General features: G+C 61.9%; 15 protein-coding genes. 12 read left to right on the forward strand and 3 right to left on the reverse strand.

The genetic code is table 11. The features are described 5' to 3' along the window. Nucleotides 1-20 precede the first annotated feature (20 nt). From HBR93_RS08660 to fdhA, 6 genes are all read left to right on the forward strand, one after another. Nucleotides 21-1,271, forward strand: a complete 1,251-nt coding sequence (locus tag HBR93_RS08660) for a sarcosine oxidase subunit beta (protein WP_010207084.1) — start codon at nt 21-23, stop codon at nt 1,269-1,271. 15 nt (nt 1,272-1,286) lie between these two features. Next, the gene (locus tag HBR93_RS08665) at nt 1,287-1,589 is read left to right on the forward strand and encodes a sarcosine oxidase subunit delta (protein WP_057440270.1); all 303 of its coding nucleotides are present in this window, start codon (nt 1,287-1,289) and stop codon (nt 1,587-1,589) included. Next, the gene (locus HBR93_RS08670; protein ID WP_120734260.1) at nt 1,586-4,603 is read left to right on the forward strand and encodes a sarcosine oxidase subunit alpha; all 3,018 of its coding nucleotides are present in this window, start codon (nt 1,586-1,588) and stop codon (nt 4,601-4,603) included. Before HBR93_RS08665 ends, HBR93_RS08670 begins: the two co-directional genes overlap by 4 nt. A gap of 125 nt (nt 4,604-4,728) precedes the next feature. Beyond that, nucleotides 4,729-5,361: a sarcosine oxidase subunit gamma family protein gene (gene soxG / locus HBR93_RS08675; RefSeq protein WP_057440271.1), complete on the forward strand. Its 633-nt coding sequence runs from the start codon at nt 4,729-4,731 to the stop codon at nt 5,359-5,361. 164 nt (nt 5,362-5,525) lie between these two features. Next, on the forward strand, nt 5,526-6,383 hold the full coding sequence (gene purU / locus HBR93_RS08680; RefSeq protein ID WP_057960830.1) for a formyltetrahydrofolate deformylase: 858 nt from the start codon (nt 5,526-5,528) through the stop codon (nt 6,381-6,383). 182 nt (nt 6,384-6,565) lie between these two features. Beyond that, nucleotides 6,566-7,765: a formaldehyde dehydrogenase, glutathione-independent gene (gene fdhA, locus HBR93_RS08685; RefSeq protein WP_032858631.1), complete on the forward strand. Its 1,200-nt coding sequence runs from the start codon at nt 6,566-6,568 to the stop codon at nt 7,763-7,765. Nucleotides 7,766-7,837: 72 nt separating this feature from the next. Here the strand turns inward: fdhA and HBR93_RS08690 are convergent, their stop codons facing one another. Continuing rightward, on the reverse strand, nt 7,838-8,296 hold the full coding sequence (locus HBR93_RS08690) for an anti-sigma factor (protein ID WP_057440273.1): 459 nt from the start codon (nt 8,294-8,296) through the stop codon (nt 7,838-7,840). A 182-nt stretch (nt 8,297-8,478) separates the two neighbouring features. On the opposite strand from HBR93_RS08690, the gene HBR93_RS08695 reads away from it, so the two are divergent. After that, on the forward strand, nt 8,479-9,048 hold the full coding sequence (locus HBR93_RS08695) for a DUF2780 domain-containing protein (RefSeq protein WP_115129163.1): 570 nt from the start codon (nt 8,479-8,481) through the stop codon (nt 9,046-9,048). Nucleotides 9,049-9,189: 141 nt separating this feature from the next. Then, complete coding sequence (locus HBR93_RS08700; RefSeq protein ID WP_057960828.1) at nt 9,190-9,435, forward strand: hypothetical protein; 246 nt, start codon at nt 9,190-9,192, stop codon at nt 9,433-9,435. Between the two features lie 41 nt (nt 9,436-9,476). On the opposite strand, the gene HBR93_RS08705 is transcribed toward HBR93_RS08700, so the two are convergent. Then, entirely contained in the window at nt 9,477-10,355 is an 879-nt protein-coding gene (locus HBR93_RS08705) for an acyltransferase (RefSeq protein ID WP_057960827.1), read from the reverse strand. Between the two features lie 176 nt (nt 10,356-10,531). Here HBR93_RS08705 and HBR93_RS08710 point away from each other — a divergent pair, with 176 nt between their 5' ends. Genes HBR93_RS08710 through creD form a run of 4 tightly spaced genes read left to right on the forward strand, consistent with a single transcriptional unit; the run spans nt 10,532 to nt 14,617 of the window. Next, complete coding sequence (locus tag HBR93_RS08710; protein ID WP_057440275.1) at nt 10,532-11,032, forward strand: ATP-dependent zinc protease; 501 nt, start codon at nt 10,532-10,534, stop codon at nt 11,030-11,032. Between the two features lie 58 nt (nt 11,033-11,090). After that, complete coding sequence (gene creB, locus HBR93_RS08715; RefSeq protein WP_057440276.1) at nt 11,091-11,768, forward strand: two-component system response regulator CreB; 678 nt, start codon at nt 11,091-11,093, stop codon at nt 11,766-11,768. Beyond that, entirely contained in the window at nt 11,768-13,207 is a 1,440-nt protein-coding gene (creC, locus tag HBR93_RS08720; protein WP_115129161.1) for a two-component system sensor histidine kinase CreC, read from the forward strand. Before creB ends, creC begins: the two co-directional genes overlap by 1 nt. A 51-nt stretch (nt 13,208-13,258) precedes the next feature. Continuing rightward, nucleotides 13,259-14,617, forward strand: a complete 1,359-nt coding sequence (gene creD / locus HBR93_RS08725; RefSeq protein ID WP_057440277.1) for a cell envelope integrity protein CreD — start codon at nt 13,259-13,261, stop codon at nt 14,615-14,617. Nucleotides 14,618-14,787: 170 nt separating this feature from the next. Here creD and HBR93_RS08730 read toward each other — a convergent pair whose 3' ends face one another. Next, nucleotides 14,788-15,417 (reverse strand): glutathione S-transferase, encoded by a 630-nt coding sequence (locus HBR93_RS08730; RefSeq protein ID WP_057440279.1) that lies wholly within the window; start codon nt 15,415-15,417, stop codon nt 14,788-14,790. Nucleotides 15,418-15,494 lie beyond the last annotated feature (77 nt).

Below are 15,494 nucleotides of genomic sequence, written 5' to 3' on the forward strand. Positions count from 1 at the left end.
GCGGTTTTGGAGTAATGCCTATGCAACGCTACTCAGGCTTCGGCCTCTTCAAGCACTCCCTCAGCCATCACGAAAACTGGCAGAAGATGTGGCGCACGCCGACCCCGAAAAAGGTCTACGACGTGGTCATCGTCGGCGGCGGCGGGCATGGTCTGGCCACCGCTTACTACCTGGCCAAGGAGCACGGCATCACCAATGTGGCCGTGGTCGAGAAAGGCTGGCTGGGCGGCGGTAACACCGCACGCAACACCACCATTGTGCGTTCCAACTACCTGTGGGACGAGTCGGCGCATCTCTATGAGCATGCGATGAAGCTCTGGGAAGGTTTGTCCCAGGACCTGAACTACAACGTGATGTTCTCCCAGCGTGGCGTCTACAACCTGTGCCACACCCTGCAGGACATCCGTGATTCCGAGCGTCGCGTGAGCGCCAACCGCCTCAACGGCGTGGACGGTGAGCTGCTGAATGCCAAGCAGGTCGCGGACGAGATTCCGTACCTCGATTGCTCGAAAAACACCCGCTACCCGGTACTGGGTGCCACCGTGCAACGGCGCGGCGGCGTGGCCCGTCACGATGCTGTGGCGTGGGGCTTTGCCCGTGCTGCCGATGCCTTGGGCGTGGACCTGATCCAGCAGACCGAAGTCATCGGTTTCCGCAAGGAAAACGGCGTGTGCATCGGCGTGGAAACCAACAAGGGCTTTATCGGCGCCAAGCGCGTCGGGGTGGTCACAGCCGGTAACTCCGGGCACATGGCCTCGCTGGCCGGGTTCCGCCTGCCGATTGAATCCCACCCGCTGCAAGCGTTGGTGTCGGAGCCGATCAAGCCGATTATCGACAGCGTGATCATGTCCAACGCCGTGCACGGGTACATCAGCCAGTCCGACAAGGGCGACCTGGTGATCGGCGCCGGTATCGACGGCTACAACGGCTACGGCCAGCGCGGCTCGTACCCGGTGATCGAGCACACCATCCAGGCCATCGTCGAGATGTTCCCGGTGCTGTCGCGGGTGCGCATGAACCGTCAGTGGGGCGGCATCGTCGACACCACGCCGGACGCCTGCCCGATCATCTCCAAGACCCCGGTACCGAACATGTTTTTCAACTGCGGCTGGGGCACCGGTGGCTTCAAGGCCACCCCCGGTTCAGGCAACGTGTTTGCCGCGAGCCTGGCCAAGGGTGAGATGCACCCGCTGGCGGCACCTTTCTCCATCGACCGTTTCCACAACGGTGCGCTGATCGACGAACACGGCGCTGCGGCCGTCGCCCACTAACAGGAGAAATTCCCTATGTTGCATATCTTCTGTCCTCACTGTGGCGAACTGCGCTCCGAAGAGGAATTCCACGCCTCCGGCCAAGCGCATATCCCGCGCCCGCTGGACCCGAATGCCTGCACCGATGAAGAGTGGGGCGACTACATGTTCTTCCGCGATAACCCCCGTGGCCTGCACCACGAACTGTGGATCCATGCCGCCGGTTGCCGCCAGTACTTCAACGCGACCCGCGACACCCTGACCTACGAAATTCTTGAAACCTACAAGATCGGTACCCAGCCGCAATTCACCGCCAAGGCTTCTGGAGAGAAGGTATGAGCCAGATCAATCGCCTGTCCAACGGTGGCCGCATCGACCGTAATAAAGTCCTGACGTTTACCTTCAACGGCCAGAGCTACAAAGGCTTTGAAGGCGACACCCTGGCTGCCGCCTTGCTGGCCAATGGTGTGGATATCATCGGCCGCAGCTTCAAGTACTCGCGCCCGCGCGGCATCTTCGCCGCCGGCGCCGAAGAGCCGAACGCGGTGCTGCAGATCGGTGCCACCGAAGCCACGCAGATCCCTAACGTGCGCGCCACGCAACAGGCGCTGTACCAGGGCCTGGTCGCCACCAGCACCAACGGCTGGCCGAGCGTGAACAACGACATGATGGGCATACTCGGCAAGGTCGGCGGCAAGCTGATGCCGCCGGGTTTCTACTACAAAACCTTCATGTACCCGCAATCGTTCTGGATGACCTACGAGAAGTACATCCGCAAGGCCGCCGGGCTTGGTCGCTCGCCGACCGAGAACGATCCGGACACCTACGACTACATGAACCGCCATTGCGACGTGCTGATCGTCGGCGCCGGCCCTGCCGGCCTGGCAGCGGCCCTGGCCGCTGCGCGCAGTGGCGCGCGGGTGATCATCGCTGATGAGCAGGAAGAGTTCGGCGGGTCGTTGCTCGATTCGCGCGAAAACCTCGACGGCAAGCCGGCGACCGAATGGGTCGCCAGTGTGATCGCCGAGCTCAAGGCCCTGCCAGACGTGGTGCTGCTGCCTCGCGCTACCGTCAATGGTTATCACGACCATAACTTCCTGACCATCCATGAGCGCCTCACCGATCACCTCGGTGACCGTGCGCCGATTGGCGTGGTGCGCCAGCGTATTCACCGTGTGCGTGCCAAGCGTGTGGTGCTGGCGACCGGCGCGTGTGAGCGTCCACTGGTGTACGGCAACAACGATGTGCCGGGCAATATGCTCGCCGGTGCAGTTTCGACCTACGTGCGCCGTTACGGCGTGGCGCCGGGTAAAAAACTGCTGCTGTCGACCAACAACGATCACGCTTACCGTGTGGCGCTGGATTGGTTCGACGCTGGCCTCACCGTGGTCGCGGTGGCCGATGCACGCCACAACCCACGCGGCGCGCTGGTGGAAGAAGCGCGCGCCAAAGGCATTCGCATCCTCACCGGCAGTGCCGTGATCGAAGCCCGTGGCAGTAAGCATGTGACCGGCGCCCGTGTGGCCGCCATCGACGTCAAAGCACATAAGGTCACCAGCCCCGGCGAGTGGCTGGACTGCGACCTGGTGGCCAGCTCCGGCGGCTATAGCCCGGTGGTGCACTTGGCTTCGCACCTGGGCGGCAAGCCGACCTGGCGTGAAGATATCCTCGGTTTTGTACCGGGCGAAGCGCCGCAGAAACGTGTGTGCGTGGGGGGGATCAACGGTGTCTACGGCTTGGGTGATTCCCTGGCCGATGGCTTTGAAGGCGGCGTGCGCGCGGCCAGCGAGGCCGGGTTTGCTCCGGTGGAAGGTACGCTGCCCAAGGCCCTGACGCGCCTGGAAGAGCCGACCCTGGCCCTGTTCCAGGTGCCTCACGAAAAAGCCACTGCACGGGCGCCCAAGCAATTTGTCGACCTGCAGAACGACGTCACCGCCGCCGCCATCGAACTGGCGACCCGCGAAGGGTTCGAGTCGGTGGAGCACGTCAAGCGCTACACCGCGCTGGGCTTCGGCACCGACCAGGGCAAGCTGGGCAACGTCAACGGCCTGGCCATCGCGGCCCGCTCGCTGAACGTGACCATCCCGCAGATGGGCACCACCATGTTCCGCCCCAACTACACGCCGGTAACCTTCGGCGCGGTAGCGGGCCGGCACTGTGGGCACATCTTCGAGCCGGTGCGCTACACCGCGCTGCAAGCCTGGCACGTGAAAAACGGCGCCGAGTTTGAAGATGTCGGCCAGTGGAAACGCCCGTGGTACTTCCCGCGCAACGGTGAAGACCTGCATGCGGCAGTCAAGCGCGAATGCCTGGCCGTGCGCGACAGCGTCGGCCTGCTGGACGCTTCGACTCTGGGCAAAATCGACATTCAAGGCCCGGATGCCCGCGAGTTCCTCAACCGCATCTACAGCAACGCCTGGACCAAGCTCGACGTGGGCAAGGCGCGCTACGGCCTGATGTGCAAGGAAGACGGCATGGTCTTCGACGACGGCGTGACCGCCTGCCTTGCCGACAACCACTTCCTGATGACCACCACCACTGGCGGCGCCGCCCGCGTGCTGCAGTGGCTGGAAATCTACCAGCAGACCGAATGGCCGGACCTCAAGGTGTACTTCACCTCGGTCACCGACCACTGGGCGACCATGACCTTGTCCGGGCCCAACAGCCGCAAGCTGTTGAGCGAAGTCACCGATATCGACCTGGACAAGGACGGCTTCCCGTTCATGACCTGGAAAGAAGGCTTGGTGGGCGGCGTGCCGGCGCGGGTGTTCCGCATCTCGTTTACCGGTGAGCTGTCCTATGAAGTCAACGTGCAGGCCGACTACGCCATGGGCGTGCTGGAACAGATTGTCGAGGCTGGCAAACAGTACAACCTGACCCCGTATGGCACCGAGACCATGCACGTACTGCGGGCCGAGAAGGGCTTCATTATCGTCGGCCAGGACACCGACGGCTCGATGACCCCGGACGACCTCAACATGGGCTGGTGTGTGGGCCGCACCAAACCGTTCTCGTGGATCGGCTGGCGCGGGATGAACCGCGAAGACTGCGTGCGTGAAGAGCGCAAGCAACTGGTGGGCCTGAAGCCGATTGACCCGAAAGTGTGGCTGCCTGAGGGCGCGCAGCTGGTGTTCGATCCGAAGCAGAGCATCCCGATGAAGATGGTCGGCCACGTGACCTCCAGCTATGCGCACAACTCCCTCGGCTATTCGTTTGCGATGGCGGTGGTCAAGGGCGGCTTGAAGCGTATGGGCGAGCGGGTGTTCTCACCGCAGGCGGATGGCAGTGTGATCGAAGCGGAGATTGTGTCTTCGGTGTTCTTTGACCCGAAAGGCGAGCGCCAGAACATCTGATAGACCGAGGTGCGGCCTTCGCGAGCAAGCCCGCTCCCACTGGGGAAATGCATTCCGAAATGTGGGAGCGAGCTTGCTCGCGATGGCGGCAGAAGCCGCACAACAGAATTCAAGAAAGGTGCTTTATGACCGCAGCCAATGTGTACCAACAACGCCCCACCACCGGCGCCAAGGCCGAGTCGTCGCTGCACCATGCCGACCTCGCCAGCCTGGTCGGCAAGGGGCGCAAGAACGCCGGCGTGATCGTGCGTGAAAAGAAACTCCTCGGCCACCTGACCCTGCGCGGCGATGGCCACGATGCCGCGTTCGCCGCTGGCGTGCACAAGGCCCTGGGCATCGAACTGCCGGGTGCCCTGAGCGTGATCGTCAAAGGTGAAACCAGCCTGCAATGGCTCGGCCCGGATGAATGGTTGCTGATCGTGCCGAGCGGTGAGGAATTTGCCGCCGAGCAAAACCTGCGCGCGGCCCTGGGGGATTTGCATATCCAGATCGTCAACGTCAGCGGCGGCCAGCAGATCCTCGAACTGAGCGGCCCGAACGTACGCGATGTGCTGATGAAATCCACCAGTTACGACGTGCACCCCGACAACTTCCCGGTGGGCAAGGCCGTGGGCACGGTGTTCGCCAAGTCGCAACTGGTGATCCGCCATACCGCTGAAGACACCTGGGAACTGCTGATTCGTCGCAGCTTCTCGGACTATTGGTGGTTGTGGCTGCAGGATGCCTCGGCCGAATACGGCCTGAGTGTCCAAGCCTGAGCAGATGGGCTGTTGTGGCGAGGGGGCTTGTCCCCGTTGGAGCGCGCAGCGGTCCCGGTAAGGTCACTGCAGTTTTTCTGAAAGAACCGAGTGGCTGATTTTAGGGCTGCTTCGCAGCCCAACGGGGGCAAGCCCCCTCGCCACAAAGGCCTGAGGATTCAAGTATGAGCCGCGCACCCGATACATGGATTTTGACCGCCGACTGCCCCAGCGTGCTCGGCACGGTGGACGCGGTCACCCGCTATCTGTTCGAGCAGGGCTGCTACGTCACCGAGCACCATTCGTTCGATGACCGCCTCTCCGGGCGTTTTTTTATCCGCGTGGAATTCCGCCAGCCCGACGACTTTGACGAGCAAGGTTTCCGCGATGGCCTGGCCACCCGCGGCGAAGCCTTTGGCATGATCTTCGAGCTGACGGCGCCGAACTACCGGCCAAAAGTGGTGATCATGGTGTCCAAGGCCGATCACTGCCTCAACGATCTTTTGTACCGCCAACGCATCGGCCAATTGTCGATGGACGTGGTCGCAGTGGTGTCCAACCACCCCGATCTCAAGCCATTGGCCGACTGGCACCAGATTCCTTACTACCATTTCCCCCTCGACCCCAATGACAAACCGTCCCAAGAGCGCCAGGTGTGGCAAGTGATTGAAGAGACGGGGGCCGAACTGGTGATCCTTGCGCGCTACATGCAAGTGCTGTCGCCGGAGCTGTGCCGCAAGTTGGATGGCAAGGCGATCAATATCCATCACTCGTTGCTGCCGGGGTTCAAGGGCGCCAAGCCGTATCACCAGGCATACAACAAAGGGGTGAAGTTGGTTGGCGCCACTGCGCATTACATCAATAACGACCTGGACGAAGGCCCGATCATCGCCCAGGGCGTGGAAGTGGTGGATCACAGCCACTATCCCGAGGACCTGATTGCCAAGGGGCGGGATATCGAGGGACTGACATTGGCGCGGGCGGTGGGGTACCACATTGAGCGACGGGTGTTCTTGAACGCCAATAGAACGGTGGTGCTCTGACTGACGCCATCGCAGGCAAGCCAGCTCCCACCGGGTGATATGTGAACCCTGTGGGAGCGGGCTTGCCCGCGATGAGGCCCTCACAAACAACGCAAAAACAGCATCTGTAACCCGAGCACTCAAACGCGCTGCCCATCCAAAGGGGCAACGCAGTTCCATAAAAACAACAGCGAGGTGAAAGCATGTCTGGTAATCGTGGTGTCGTGTATCTCGGCAACGGTCAGGTCGAAGTACAGAAAATCGACTATCCCAAAATGCAGGACCCCCGTGGCAGGAAGATTGAACACGGCGTTATCCTGCGCGTGGTCTCCACCAATATCTGCGGCTCCGACCAACACATGGTGCGCGGCCGTACCACCGCCCAGACCGGCCTGGTGCTCGGTCACGAAATCACCGGCGAGGTGATCGAGAAGGGCAGCGACGTCGAGAACCTGAAACTCGGCGACCTGGTGTCTGTGCCGTTCAACGTTGCTTGCGGCCGCTGCCGCTCCTGCAAGGAACAACACACCGGCGTATGCCTGACCGTCAACCCGGCCCGTGCCGGTGGTGCCTACGGCTACGTGGACATGGGCGACTGGACCGGCGGCCAGGCCGAGTACGTGCTGGTGCCCTACGCCGACTTCAACCTGCTGAAACTGCCGGATCGCGACAAGGCCATGGAGAAAATCCGTGACCTGACCTGCCTCTCCGACATCCTGCCCACCGGCTACCACGGCGCGGTCACTGCGGGCGTTGGCCCTGGCAGCACCGTGTACATCGCCGGCGCCGGTCCCGTAGGCCTGGCCGCTGCCGCTTCCGCACGCTTGCTGGGGGCGGCGGTGGTGATCATCGGTGACGTCAACCCGATCCGCCTGGCCCACGCCAAGGCCCAGGGTTTTGAAATCGCCGACCTGTCCACCGACACCCCGCTACACGAGCAAATCGCCGCGCTGCTTGGCGAGCCGGAAGTGGACAGCGCCGTTGACTGCGTGGGCTTTGAAGCCCGCGGCCATGGCCATGACGGCGTCAAGGCCGAAGCCCCGGCCACGGTGCTCAACTCACTGATGGGCGTGGTGCGTGTGGCGGGCAAGATCGGTATTCCCGGCCTGTACGTCACTGAAGATCCAGGGGCGGTGGATGCCGCCGCAAAAATGGGCAGCCTGAGCATTCGTTTCGGTCTGGGCTGGGCCAAGTCCCACAGCTTCCACACCGGCCAGACCCCGGTGATGAAGTACAACCGCCAGTTGATGCAGGCGATCATGTGGGACCGCATTAACATCGCGGAGATCGTGGGTGTGCAGGTGATCAGCCTGGACGACGCGCCGCGTGGTTATGGCGAGTTCGATGCAGGTGTGCCGAAGAAGTTTGTGATTGATCCGCACAAGCTGTTCAGCGCGGCTTAACAGCAACAACCACTCGCCAATGTGGGGGCTGTGGGAGCTGGGCCCCCACATTGGCGATTGGGTGTCTGGGGATCAGCGGATCGCCAGCGCACCCTGGTACACCATCGGGCCGGTAGGCTGCTTGCTCACCGAGCCACCCTTGGTTTCCGAACTGACCATCAATTCCACCGGCTGGCTGATAGTTTCCTGCTGACGTGGGTTGAGGCCGATGATGCCTTTGCCATCCTCCGGCAACAGGCCCAAAGACACCGGCGTGCCGCCTGCAGGCAGGGCCCACAGTTCGAGGCTGCGGTCCGGTTCCGGCGCAGTGGCCGCAATCGGCTGGACTTCCAGGTAATCCTTGTGCGCCATGATTTGCGCCGCCGGCTGTTGGGTGCTGCTGACCAGGGTCGCTGCAGACTTGACGCTGTCCTGGGTATAGAGCGCGCCGCCGATACCGGCAACCACCACCACGCAGACGCCGATGAACAGGCGCGGGCGGGTCCAGAATGAGGGCTTGTGCTCGATCACTGGGGGTTGGGACGCAGTCATAAGGCTCTTCCTGACAAGTTTTGTAGTGTGTTGATTGACCCTGTGGCTGGCGATGGGTTCCTAGTGGCAGTTTGATGGTGTCGGTTTTTGGGGCTTTTCTGAACAAATCTGTGAGCTGGAACAACCGGTGGGATGCTGGGTCAAACGGCTGCTTTAGCTCCTACATTTACGAGGTTGTCTCGATGAAGATTTCACGCGGTTTTGCCCTGTCCTGCCTCCTGACCGTGGCGGCCAGCCCGGTATTTGCAGCAGGCTTCAGCCTGGGTGATGTGGCCAACGCCGTCGCTGGCGCCCAGGGCACCAACAAGGCCGCCGCCGCTGCGCCGAGCGCACAAACCGCAGGTTTGCTGGGAGCGTTGACCAAACAGTTGAATGTCACCCCGGAGCAGGCCGTCGGTGGCACCGGTGCGATGTTGGGCCTGGCCAAGAACCAACTCAGCAGCACTGATTATTCGCAGTTGGGCAAAAGCGTGCCGGGCCTGGATAAGCTGTCGGGTGGCAACGCTTTGGGCAGCCTTGGCGCCTTGAGCGGCATGCTCGGCCAAACCGGTGGCAGCAAGACCAGCGGCCTCGATGGCCTGTTGGGGAACGTCAAGGACACCAACGACCTGAACACTGCGTTCAGCGCCTTGGGCATGGACAGCGGCATGATCGGCCAGTTTGCCCCGGTGATCCTGCAGTATCTGGGTGGCCAGGGTGCCGACAGTTCAGTACTGGGCAAGCTAGCCGGCATCTGGGGGGCGGGGAGCTGAAAAACACCTCGGTGTGAAGTCGTCCTGGGAACTGAGCGGTCGGCTCTAACCACTGATCTACACCCGCCTGGAACTCGGCCTTCTCCTCCCCCAGCGAGCGGGCTCCAGGCCGGGTGTCGTTCCCTTTAAGGAGATCTTCCAATGAGCGAATCAACAATATCGCGCAATTCATTCCCGGTATTTGGGAAACCCCCGGTCGACTACAGCAAGATGACCAGGGAGGAGTTCGAGAAGGCTGCAGGCATGAAGTTCATGTCTTACGATGAAATGATCAACGGCAATAAGCCTGACTCGGAAACGGGTCGTGTTTCCGGCGGCGCGGACGCCTCCGGGAGCGTTGCCGGTGTGGGTTTTAGTGCCGGTGCCGGGGCATCGATCAAGTTTTAAATGAACCAGCCTGCCAGGTGGCCGTCACGGGTTGCGACGAGTCACCTGATAAGCTCATCAAGGCGCGCATCCTTCTCCAGCCAGAGCTGGTTGACCCAGTTCTGGACGCTCTGGCGAAACGCCGGATCATTCTCGTAATCCCCCTGCCACAACGCCGGATCCAGCTCGCGGGTGCGGATATCAACAATCACCCGGGGCACCGCGCCGCTGATCAAATCCCAGAATCCTGGAATCCTGTCCTGTGGATAGACCACGGTCACGTCGAGGATCGCATCCAACTGCTCGCCCATGGCCGCCAGTACAAATGCCACGCCACCGGCCTTGGGCTTGAGCAGGCGAGTGAACGGTGAGTTCTGCTGGGCCCGCTTGGCCTCGGTAAAACGCGTGCCTTCCAGGTAGTTGACCACCGTCACCGGCTGGCGCTTGAACAGCTCGCAGGCCTGTTTGGTGATCTTCAGGTCCTGGCCCGCCAGTTCCGGATGCTTGGCCAGGAATGCCTTGGTGTAGCGCTTCATGAACGGGTAATCCAGGGCCCACCAGGCCAGGCCCAGGAACGGCACCCAGATCAGCTCCTTTTTCAGGAAGAATTTGAAAAATGGCGTGCGCCGGTTGAGGGTCTGGATCAGCGCCGGGATATCCACCCAGGATTGATGGTTGCTGATCACCAGGTACGAGGTATCGACCCTCAGCCCGGTATCGCCGCGAATATCCCATTGGGTGGGGATACACAGGGCAAAGATCAGCTTGTCGATCTCGGCCCAGGTCTCGGCAATCCACATCACGGCCCGGGAGGCATAGTCCCGTGACCGCCCGGGCGCCACCAACTTGAGCAGGGCGAAGACCATCAGCGGGCCGATCAGGATCAGCGTGTTGAGTAACAGCAGCAGTGTGACGAAACAGCCGGTGAGCAGGCGGCGCATAAGGAACTCTTGCAAACGGTTGGACGGGCCATGATAAGCAGCTTGAGTCTAGAGGCCAAATCGCAAATGACCTGACGAATGTTTCACTTTGTGTTGCGTATGCTGGGTAACGATCCAACTTCGGGCTGTGTTTGCAGTCTAGTATTGGCCTACTTACCTTCAAGGAAACCTCCTACGTGAAATCCCTCCTTGCCCTGTTAGCCGTGGTTGCCCTGCCCGTGATGGCCGCCGAGCCAACCCTGTACGGGCGCTACGAATATATCCAGTTGCCGGAAATCGGCGAGACCTTCAAGGCCAAGATGGACACCGGCGCGCTGACCGCCTCGCTGTCGGCCCGCGACATCCAGACCTTCACCCGCGATGGCGAGGACTGGGTGCGGTTCCGTCTCAGTGGCAAGGATGTGAGCAACAAGGTCTATGAACACAAAGTGGCGCGCATCAGCAAGATCAAGAACCGCGCCGACGAAGATGAAGACAAGGAAGACACCAGCGTGGCCAAGCGCCCGGTGGTGGAGCTGGAAATGTGCCTGGGCAACGTCAAGCGCACGGTGGAGGTCAACCTCACCGACCGCAGCAGCTTCAACTACCCGCTGCTGATCGGCGCCAAGGCGCTGCGCGAGTTCGGCGCTGCGGTGAACCCGGCCCGGCGCTACACCGCCGACAAACCGGACTGCTGATTGACGCCGTACAAGGCATGGGGCACCGTTCACCTTTAGCTCCCAGTGCTCGGACGCCATGCCCCATATCCTGATTGTCGAAGACGAAGCGGCGATAGCCGATACGCTGATTTTTGCCCTGCAGGGCGAAGGCTTCACCACCACCTGGCTGACCCTCGGCCAGGCCGCGCTGGAGCATCAGCGGCAGACCCCGGCCGATATGCTGATCCTCGACATCGGCCTGCCGGACATCAGCGGCTTTGAAACCTGCAAGCAACTGCGCCGCTTCAGCGAAGTGCCGGTGATGTTCCTCAGTGCCCGCGACGGCGAGATCGACCGCGTGGTGGGCCTGGAAATCGGCGCCGACGACTATGTGGTCAAACCCTTCAGCCCACGGGAAGTGGCGGCGCGGGTCAAGGCGATCCTCAAGCGCGTGGCGCCAGTGGCAGTGCCGGCCAGCGGCGGGCTGTTCCAGGTAGACCACGAGCGGGTGCAGATCCAGTATCGCGGCCAGTTGCTGGGCCTGACTCGCCATGAATTCCGCCTGCTCAATTGCCTGCTGGAACAGCCCGAACGGGTGTTCAGTCGCGAGCAGTTGCTGGATGCGGTCGGCGTGGCGGCCGATGCTGGCTACGAGCGCAATATCGACAGCCATATCAAAAGCCTGCGCAGCAAGCTGCGGGGCGTGGTTGCCGAGGCCGAGCCGATCCAGACCCATCGCGGCCTGGGCTACAGCTACAGCCCGAGCCACGCCTGATGCGCCTGGGGCTGCGGATTTTCCTGGTGTATGCGCTGTTTATCGGCCTGACCGGTTACTTTGTGCTCAACACCGTCATGAAGGAAATCCGCCCCGGCGTGCGTCAGTCCACTGAAGAAACCCTTGTGGACACCGCCAACCTGCTGGCGGAAATCCTGCGTGATGATGTGAAGAACGGCACCCTTGGCCAAAGCCACTGGCCCACCGTGCTCAAGGCCTACGGCGAGCGCCAGCCGGGGGCAACCATCTGGGGCCTGGCGAAAAACCAGGTCAACCACCGCATCTATGTGACGGACGCCAAGGGTGTCGTGTTGCTGGATTCCAGCGGTACGGCGGTGGGCCAGGACTACTCGAAATGGAACGATGTGTACCTGACCCTGCGCGGTGAGTACGGCGCCCGCTCGACCCGCAGCGATGCCGATGACCCGGCGTCCTCGGTGATGCACGTGGGCGCGCCGATCCGCGATAACGGGCAGATCATTGGCGTGGTCACGGTGGCCAAGCCCAACAGCTCGCTGCAGCCTTATGTCGACCGTACCGAACGCCGTCTGCTGTGGTACGGCGCCGGTCTGGTGGCGCTGGGCTTGCTGTTGGGGGCCCTGTTGTCCTGGTGGTTGAGCGCGGCGCTACGGCGCCTGACCACTTATGCCCAGGCGGTCAGCGAAGGGCGTCGCGCCGAGTTGCCGCATTATCGTGGCGGCGAGTTGGCGCAGTTATCCACCGCTGTGGAGCACATGCGCACGCAACTGGAAGGCAAGGCCTATGTCGAGCGTTATGTGCACACCCTGACCCACGAACTGAAAAGCCCGTTGGCGGCGATTCGCGGCGCGGCGGAACTGTTGCAGGGGGAAATGACAGTCGCCCAGCAGCAGCGGTTCGTCGGCAATATCGCCAGTGAAAGTGCGCGCTTGCAGCAGTTGATCGAACGCCTGCTGAACCTGGCCCAGGTCGAGCAGCGCCAGGGCTTGGAGCAGCAGATTTCGGTACCGTTGGCCGCCTTGGTCGATGAGGTCCTCAAGGCACAATGCGCGCGGATCGAGCAGGCCGGGTTGCAGGTCGAACGTCTGATCGAAGCCGACGTAAAGCTGTTTGGCGAGCCGTTTCTGCTGCGCCAGGCCCTGGGCAATCTGCTGGAAAATGCCCTGGACTTTACCCCGCCCGGCGGCACGCTGCGTTTCAGCGCCCAGGTGCGGCATCATGCTGTGGATGTGCGCCTGTTCAACCAGGCCGAACCGATCCCCGAATACGCCCTGCCACGCCTGAGCGAGCGTTTCTATTCCCTGCCGCGCCCGGTCAGTGGCCGCAAAAGCACCGGCCTGGGCCTGAACTTTGTCGAAGAAGTGATGAAGCTGCACGGCGGCTCATTGCAGATTGGCAACGTGCCGGGTGGCGTGGAAGTGGTGCTGCATCTCCACACAGTCTCCACATTGCCCTCATAAATCCCCCACAGGCTGCCGCCAGACTCTCCCCATCAAAACAGGGAGAGACCCATGAACCGCAGTCTGCTATTCAAACTGGGCGCCATCGCGCTGCTGATCCTGCTATTGCTGATTCCGTTGCTGATGATCAACGGCATCATCAACGAGCGCCAGGAACTGCGCGACGGCGTCGTGATGGACATTGCCCGCAGCTCCAGCTACAGCCAGCAGGTCAGCGGGCCATTGATGGTGGTGCCGTTTCGCAAGACCGTGCGTGAGTGGAAGCTCAACGAAAAACTCAACAAACGCTATGAAGTGCTCAGCGAAGAACAGGGCCGCCTGTACTTCCTGCCGGAGCAGTTCGAGCTCGATGGGCAGGTGCAAACCGAACTGCGGGCGCGAGGAATCTACCAGGCGCGGCTGTTCCATGCCGACAACCGCATCAGCGGCCGCTTTGTGCTGCCGGCGCAAATGGGCATCAAGGAGGACTTTGCCGATTACAAGTTTGGCCAGGCATTTTTGGCGGTCGGTATCAGCGATATCCGCGGCATTGAAAACGCCCTGAAACTGGAGCTGGGCAGCCAGCGCCTGGAGTTTGCCCCAGGCACCCAAGTGAGCTTTCTCGGCGCTGGCGTACACGTGATGTTGCCGACCCAGGACAGTAAGAACCCCGCGCCGCTGGATTTTGCCTTCGACCTGCGCCTGCAGGGCACCGAACAACTGCAGGTACTGCCGGTGGGCAAGACCAGCAAGGTCAAGCTGGCCTCCAACTGGCCCCATCCGAGCTTTGTCGGCAACTTCCTGCCGGCGCAGCGTGAGATCAACGACCAAGGCTTCAGCGCCAACTGGCAGACCTCGTTCTTCTCCACCAACCTTGAGGAATCGTTGTACGGCTGTGTGGTTGGCAGTCGCTGCGAGGACTTCAACGAACGTAGCTTTGGCGTGAACTTTATCGACCCGGTGGACCAGTACCTCAAGAGCGACCGCGCGATCAAATATGCGCTGCTGTTCATCGCCCTGACGTTCGCCGGTTTCTTCCTGTTTGAAGTGCTCAAGAGCCTGGCGGTGCACCCGATCCAGTATGCGTTGGTGGGGGTGGCCCTGGCGTTTTTCTACTTGCTGTTGCTGTCGTTGTCCGAGCATATCGGCTTTGCCCTGGCGTACCTGATCTCGGCCAGTGCCTGTGTGTTGTTGATCGGTTTTTACGTGTGCCATGTGCTGCGCAGCGTGGCCCATGGGCTGGGGTTTTCGACGGGGTTGGCGGCACTGTATGGCTTGCTGTACGGGTTGTTGAGTGCCGAGGACTACGCGCTGTTGATGGGCTCGCTGTTGCTGTTCGGGCTGCTGGGTACGGTGATGGTGCTGACACGCAAACTGGACTGGTATGGGGTGGGCAAGCGTAAGGCGGCCGAGTTGGAGGTGATGCAATGATCGGGCTACGGGAGGATCAGCGGGAGAAGGCACAACTGGTGGGGAAAATTAACGCGCTGTTTCCGGAGTGGCGCGACACCTTTGTGGCTAATGGCCTTGTTGTGGCGAGGAGGCTTGTCCCCTCGCCACAACAAGCCTCGCTTGCCACCCATAACGGGTTGCTACAGGAATCAGGCCGGCGGCTGGGTCGCCAACATTGACGGCCGCTGACTGACCTCGGCGTACCAGGCGGCCAGTTTGGGATTGCTTGAACGCCACTGCAGGTCGGGGTGGCGGAAGTCCACATACGCCAGGGCGCAGGCGACGCTGATCGCGGCGATGTCGAAATGGCTGGCCAGTTCAGCGATAGCGTCCTGTTCCAATTCGGCCAGGGCGCGGCGGATTTTGTTGCGCTGCTCCTGCAGCCAGCTATCCCAGTGTTTGTCGGCCGGGCGCATGGCGGTTTCATAGCGTACCAATACGGCCGCGTCCATGATCCCGTCGGCCATCGAGGCCAGGGTCAGGCGGCGCCAGCGGGCCGAACCGTCCCGGGGGATCAGCGGGTTGCCGACATGCTGGTGGTCGAAGTAGTCGAGGATCACCCGGCTGTCGTGCAACACATTGCCATCGGCCAGGCGCAGGGCCGGGATCTTGCCCAGCGGATTGCCCTCGTTCAACGCGGTGATCGGGTTGACCGGCGTGACCAGCACAGTCTCCAGGACAACGCGGTCTTGCTGGCCGGTTTCGTGGAGCAGCACCAGGACTTTGCGGACAAACGGCGAGGCAGGGTTGTGGAACAAGGTCATGCTGGGCGCGAACATGGGCAATCCTCGGAAAGGGTCGGCCATAGACTAGACAGTTGCGAGGTGACTGGCGAGGGGGATCTTGGTTGTTTTTG

It is taken from the genome of Pseudomonas sp. WS 5411 (assembly GCF_012985595.1).
In the GTDB taxonomy this organism is placed as follows: Bacteria; Pseudomonadota; Gammaproteobacteria; order Pseudomonadales; family Pseudomonadaceae; genus Aquipseudomonas; species Aquipseudomonas shahriarae.

Bases quoted from the DNA above. Each gene is read 5' to 3' on its own strand.
- HBR93_RS08670 (WP_120734260.1), top strand. From the start codon at position 1,586: ATGAGCCAGATCAATCGCCTGTCCAACGGTGGCCGCATCGACCGTAAT.
- HBR93_RS08695 (WP_115129163.1), top strand. From the start codon at position 8,479: ATGAAGATTTCACGCGGTTTTGCCCTGTCCTGCCTCCTGACCGTGGCG.
- HBR93_RS08705 (WP_057960827.1), bottom strand. From the start codon at position 10,355: ATGCGCCGCCTGCTCACCGGCTGTTTCGTCACACTGCTGCTGTTACTC.
- HBR93_RS08665 (WP_057440270.1), top strand. From the start codon at position 1,287: ATGTTGCATATCTTCTGTCCTCACTGTGGCGAACTGCGCTCCGAAGAG.
- HBR93_RS08730 (WP_057440279.1), bottom strand. From the start codon at position 15,417: ATGTTCGCGCCCAGCATGACCTTGTTCCACAACCCTGCCTCGCCGTTT.
- creB (WP_057440276.1), top strand. From the start codon at position 11,091: ATGCCCCATATCCTGATTGTCGAAGACGAAGCGGCGATAGCCGATACG.
- fdhA (WP_032858631.1), top strand. From the start codon at position 6,566: ATGTCTGGTAATCGTGGTGTCGTGTATCTCGGCAACGGTCAGGTCGAA.
- purU (WP_057960830.1), top strand. From the start codon at position 5,526: ATGAGCCGCGCACCCGATACATGGATTTTGACCGCCGACTGCCCCAGC.
- HBR93_RS08700 (WP_057960828.1), top strand. From the start codon at position 9,190: ATGAGCGAATCAACAATATCGCGCAATTCATTCCCGGTATTTGGGAAA.
- HBR93_RS08690 (WP_057440273.1), bottom strand. From the start codon at position 8,296: ATGACTGCGTCCCAACCCCCAGTGATCGAGCACAAGCCCTCATTCTGG.
- soxG (WP_057440271.1), top strand. From the start codon at position 4,729: ATGACCGCAGCCAATGTGTACCAACAACGCCCCACCACCGGCGCCAAG.
- creD (WP_057440277.1), top strand. From the start codon at position 13,259: ATGAACCGCAGTCTGCTATTCAAACTGGGCGCCATCGCGCTGCTGATC.
- creC (WP_115129161.1), top strand. From the start codon at position 11,768: ATGCGCCTGGGGCTGCGGATTTTCCTGGTGTATGCGCTGTTTATCGGC.
- HBR93_RS08660 (WP_010207084.1), top strand. From the start codon at position 21: ATGCAACGCTACTCAGGCTTCGGCCTCTTCAAGCACTCCCTCAGCCAT.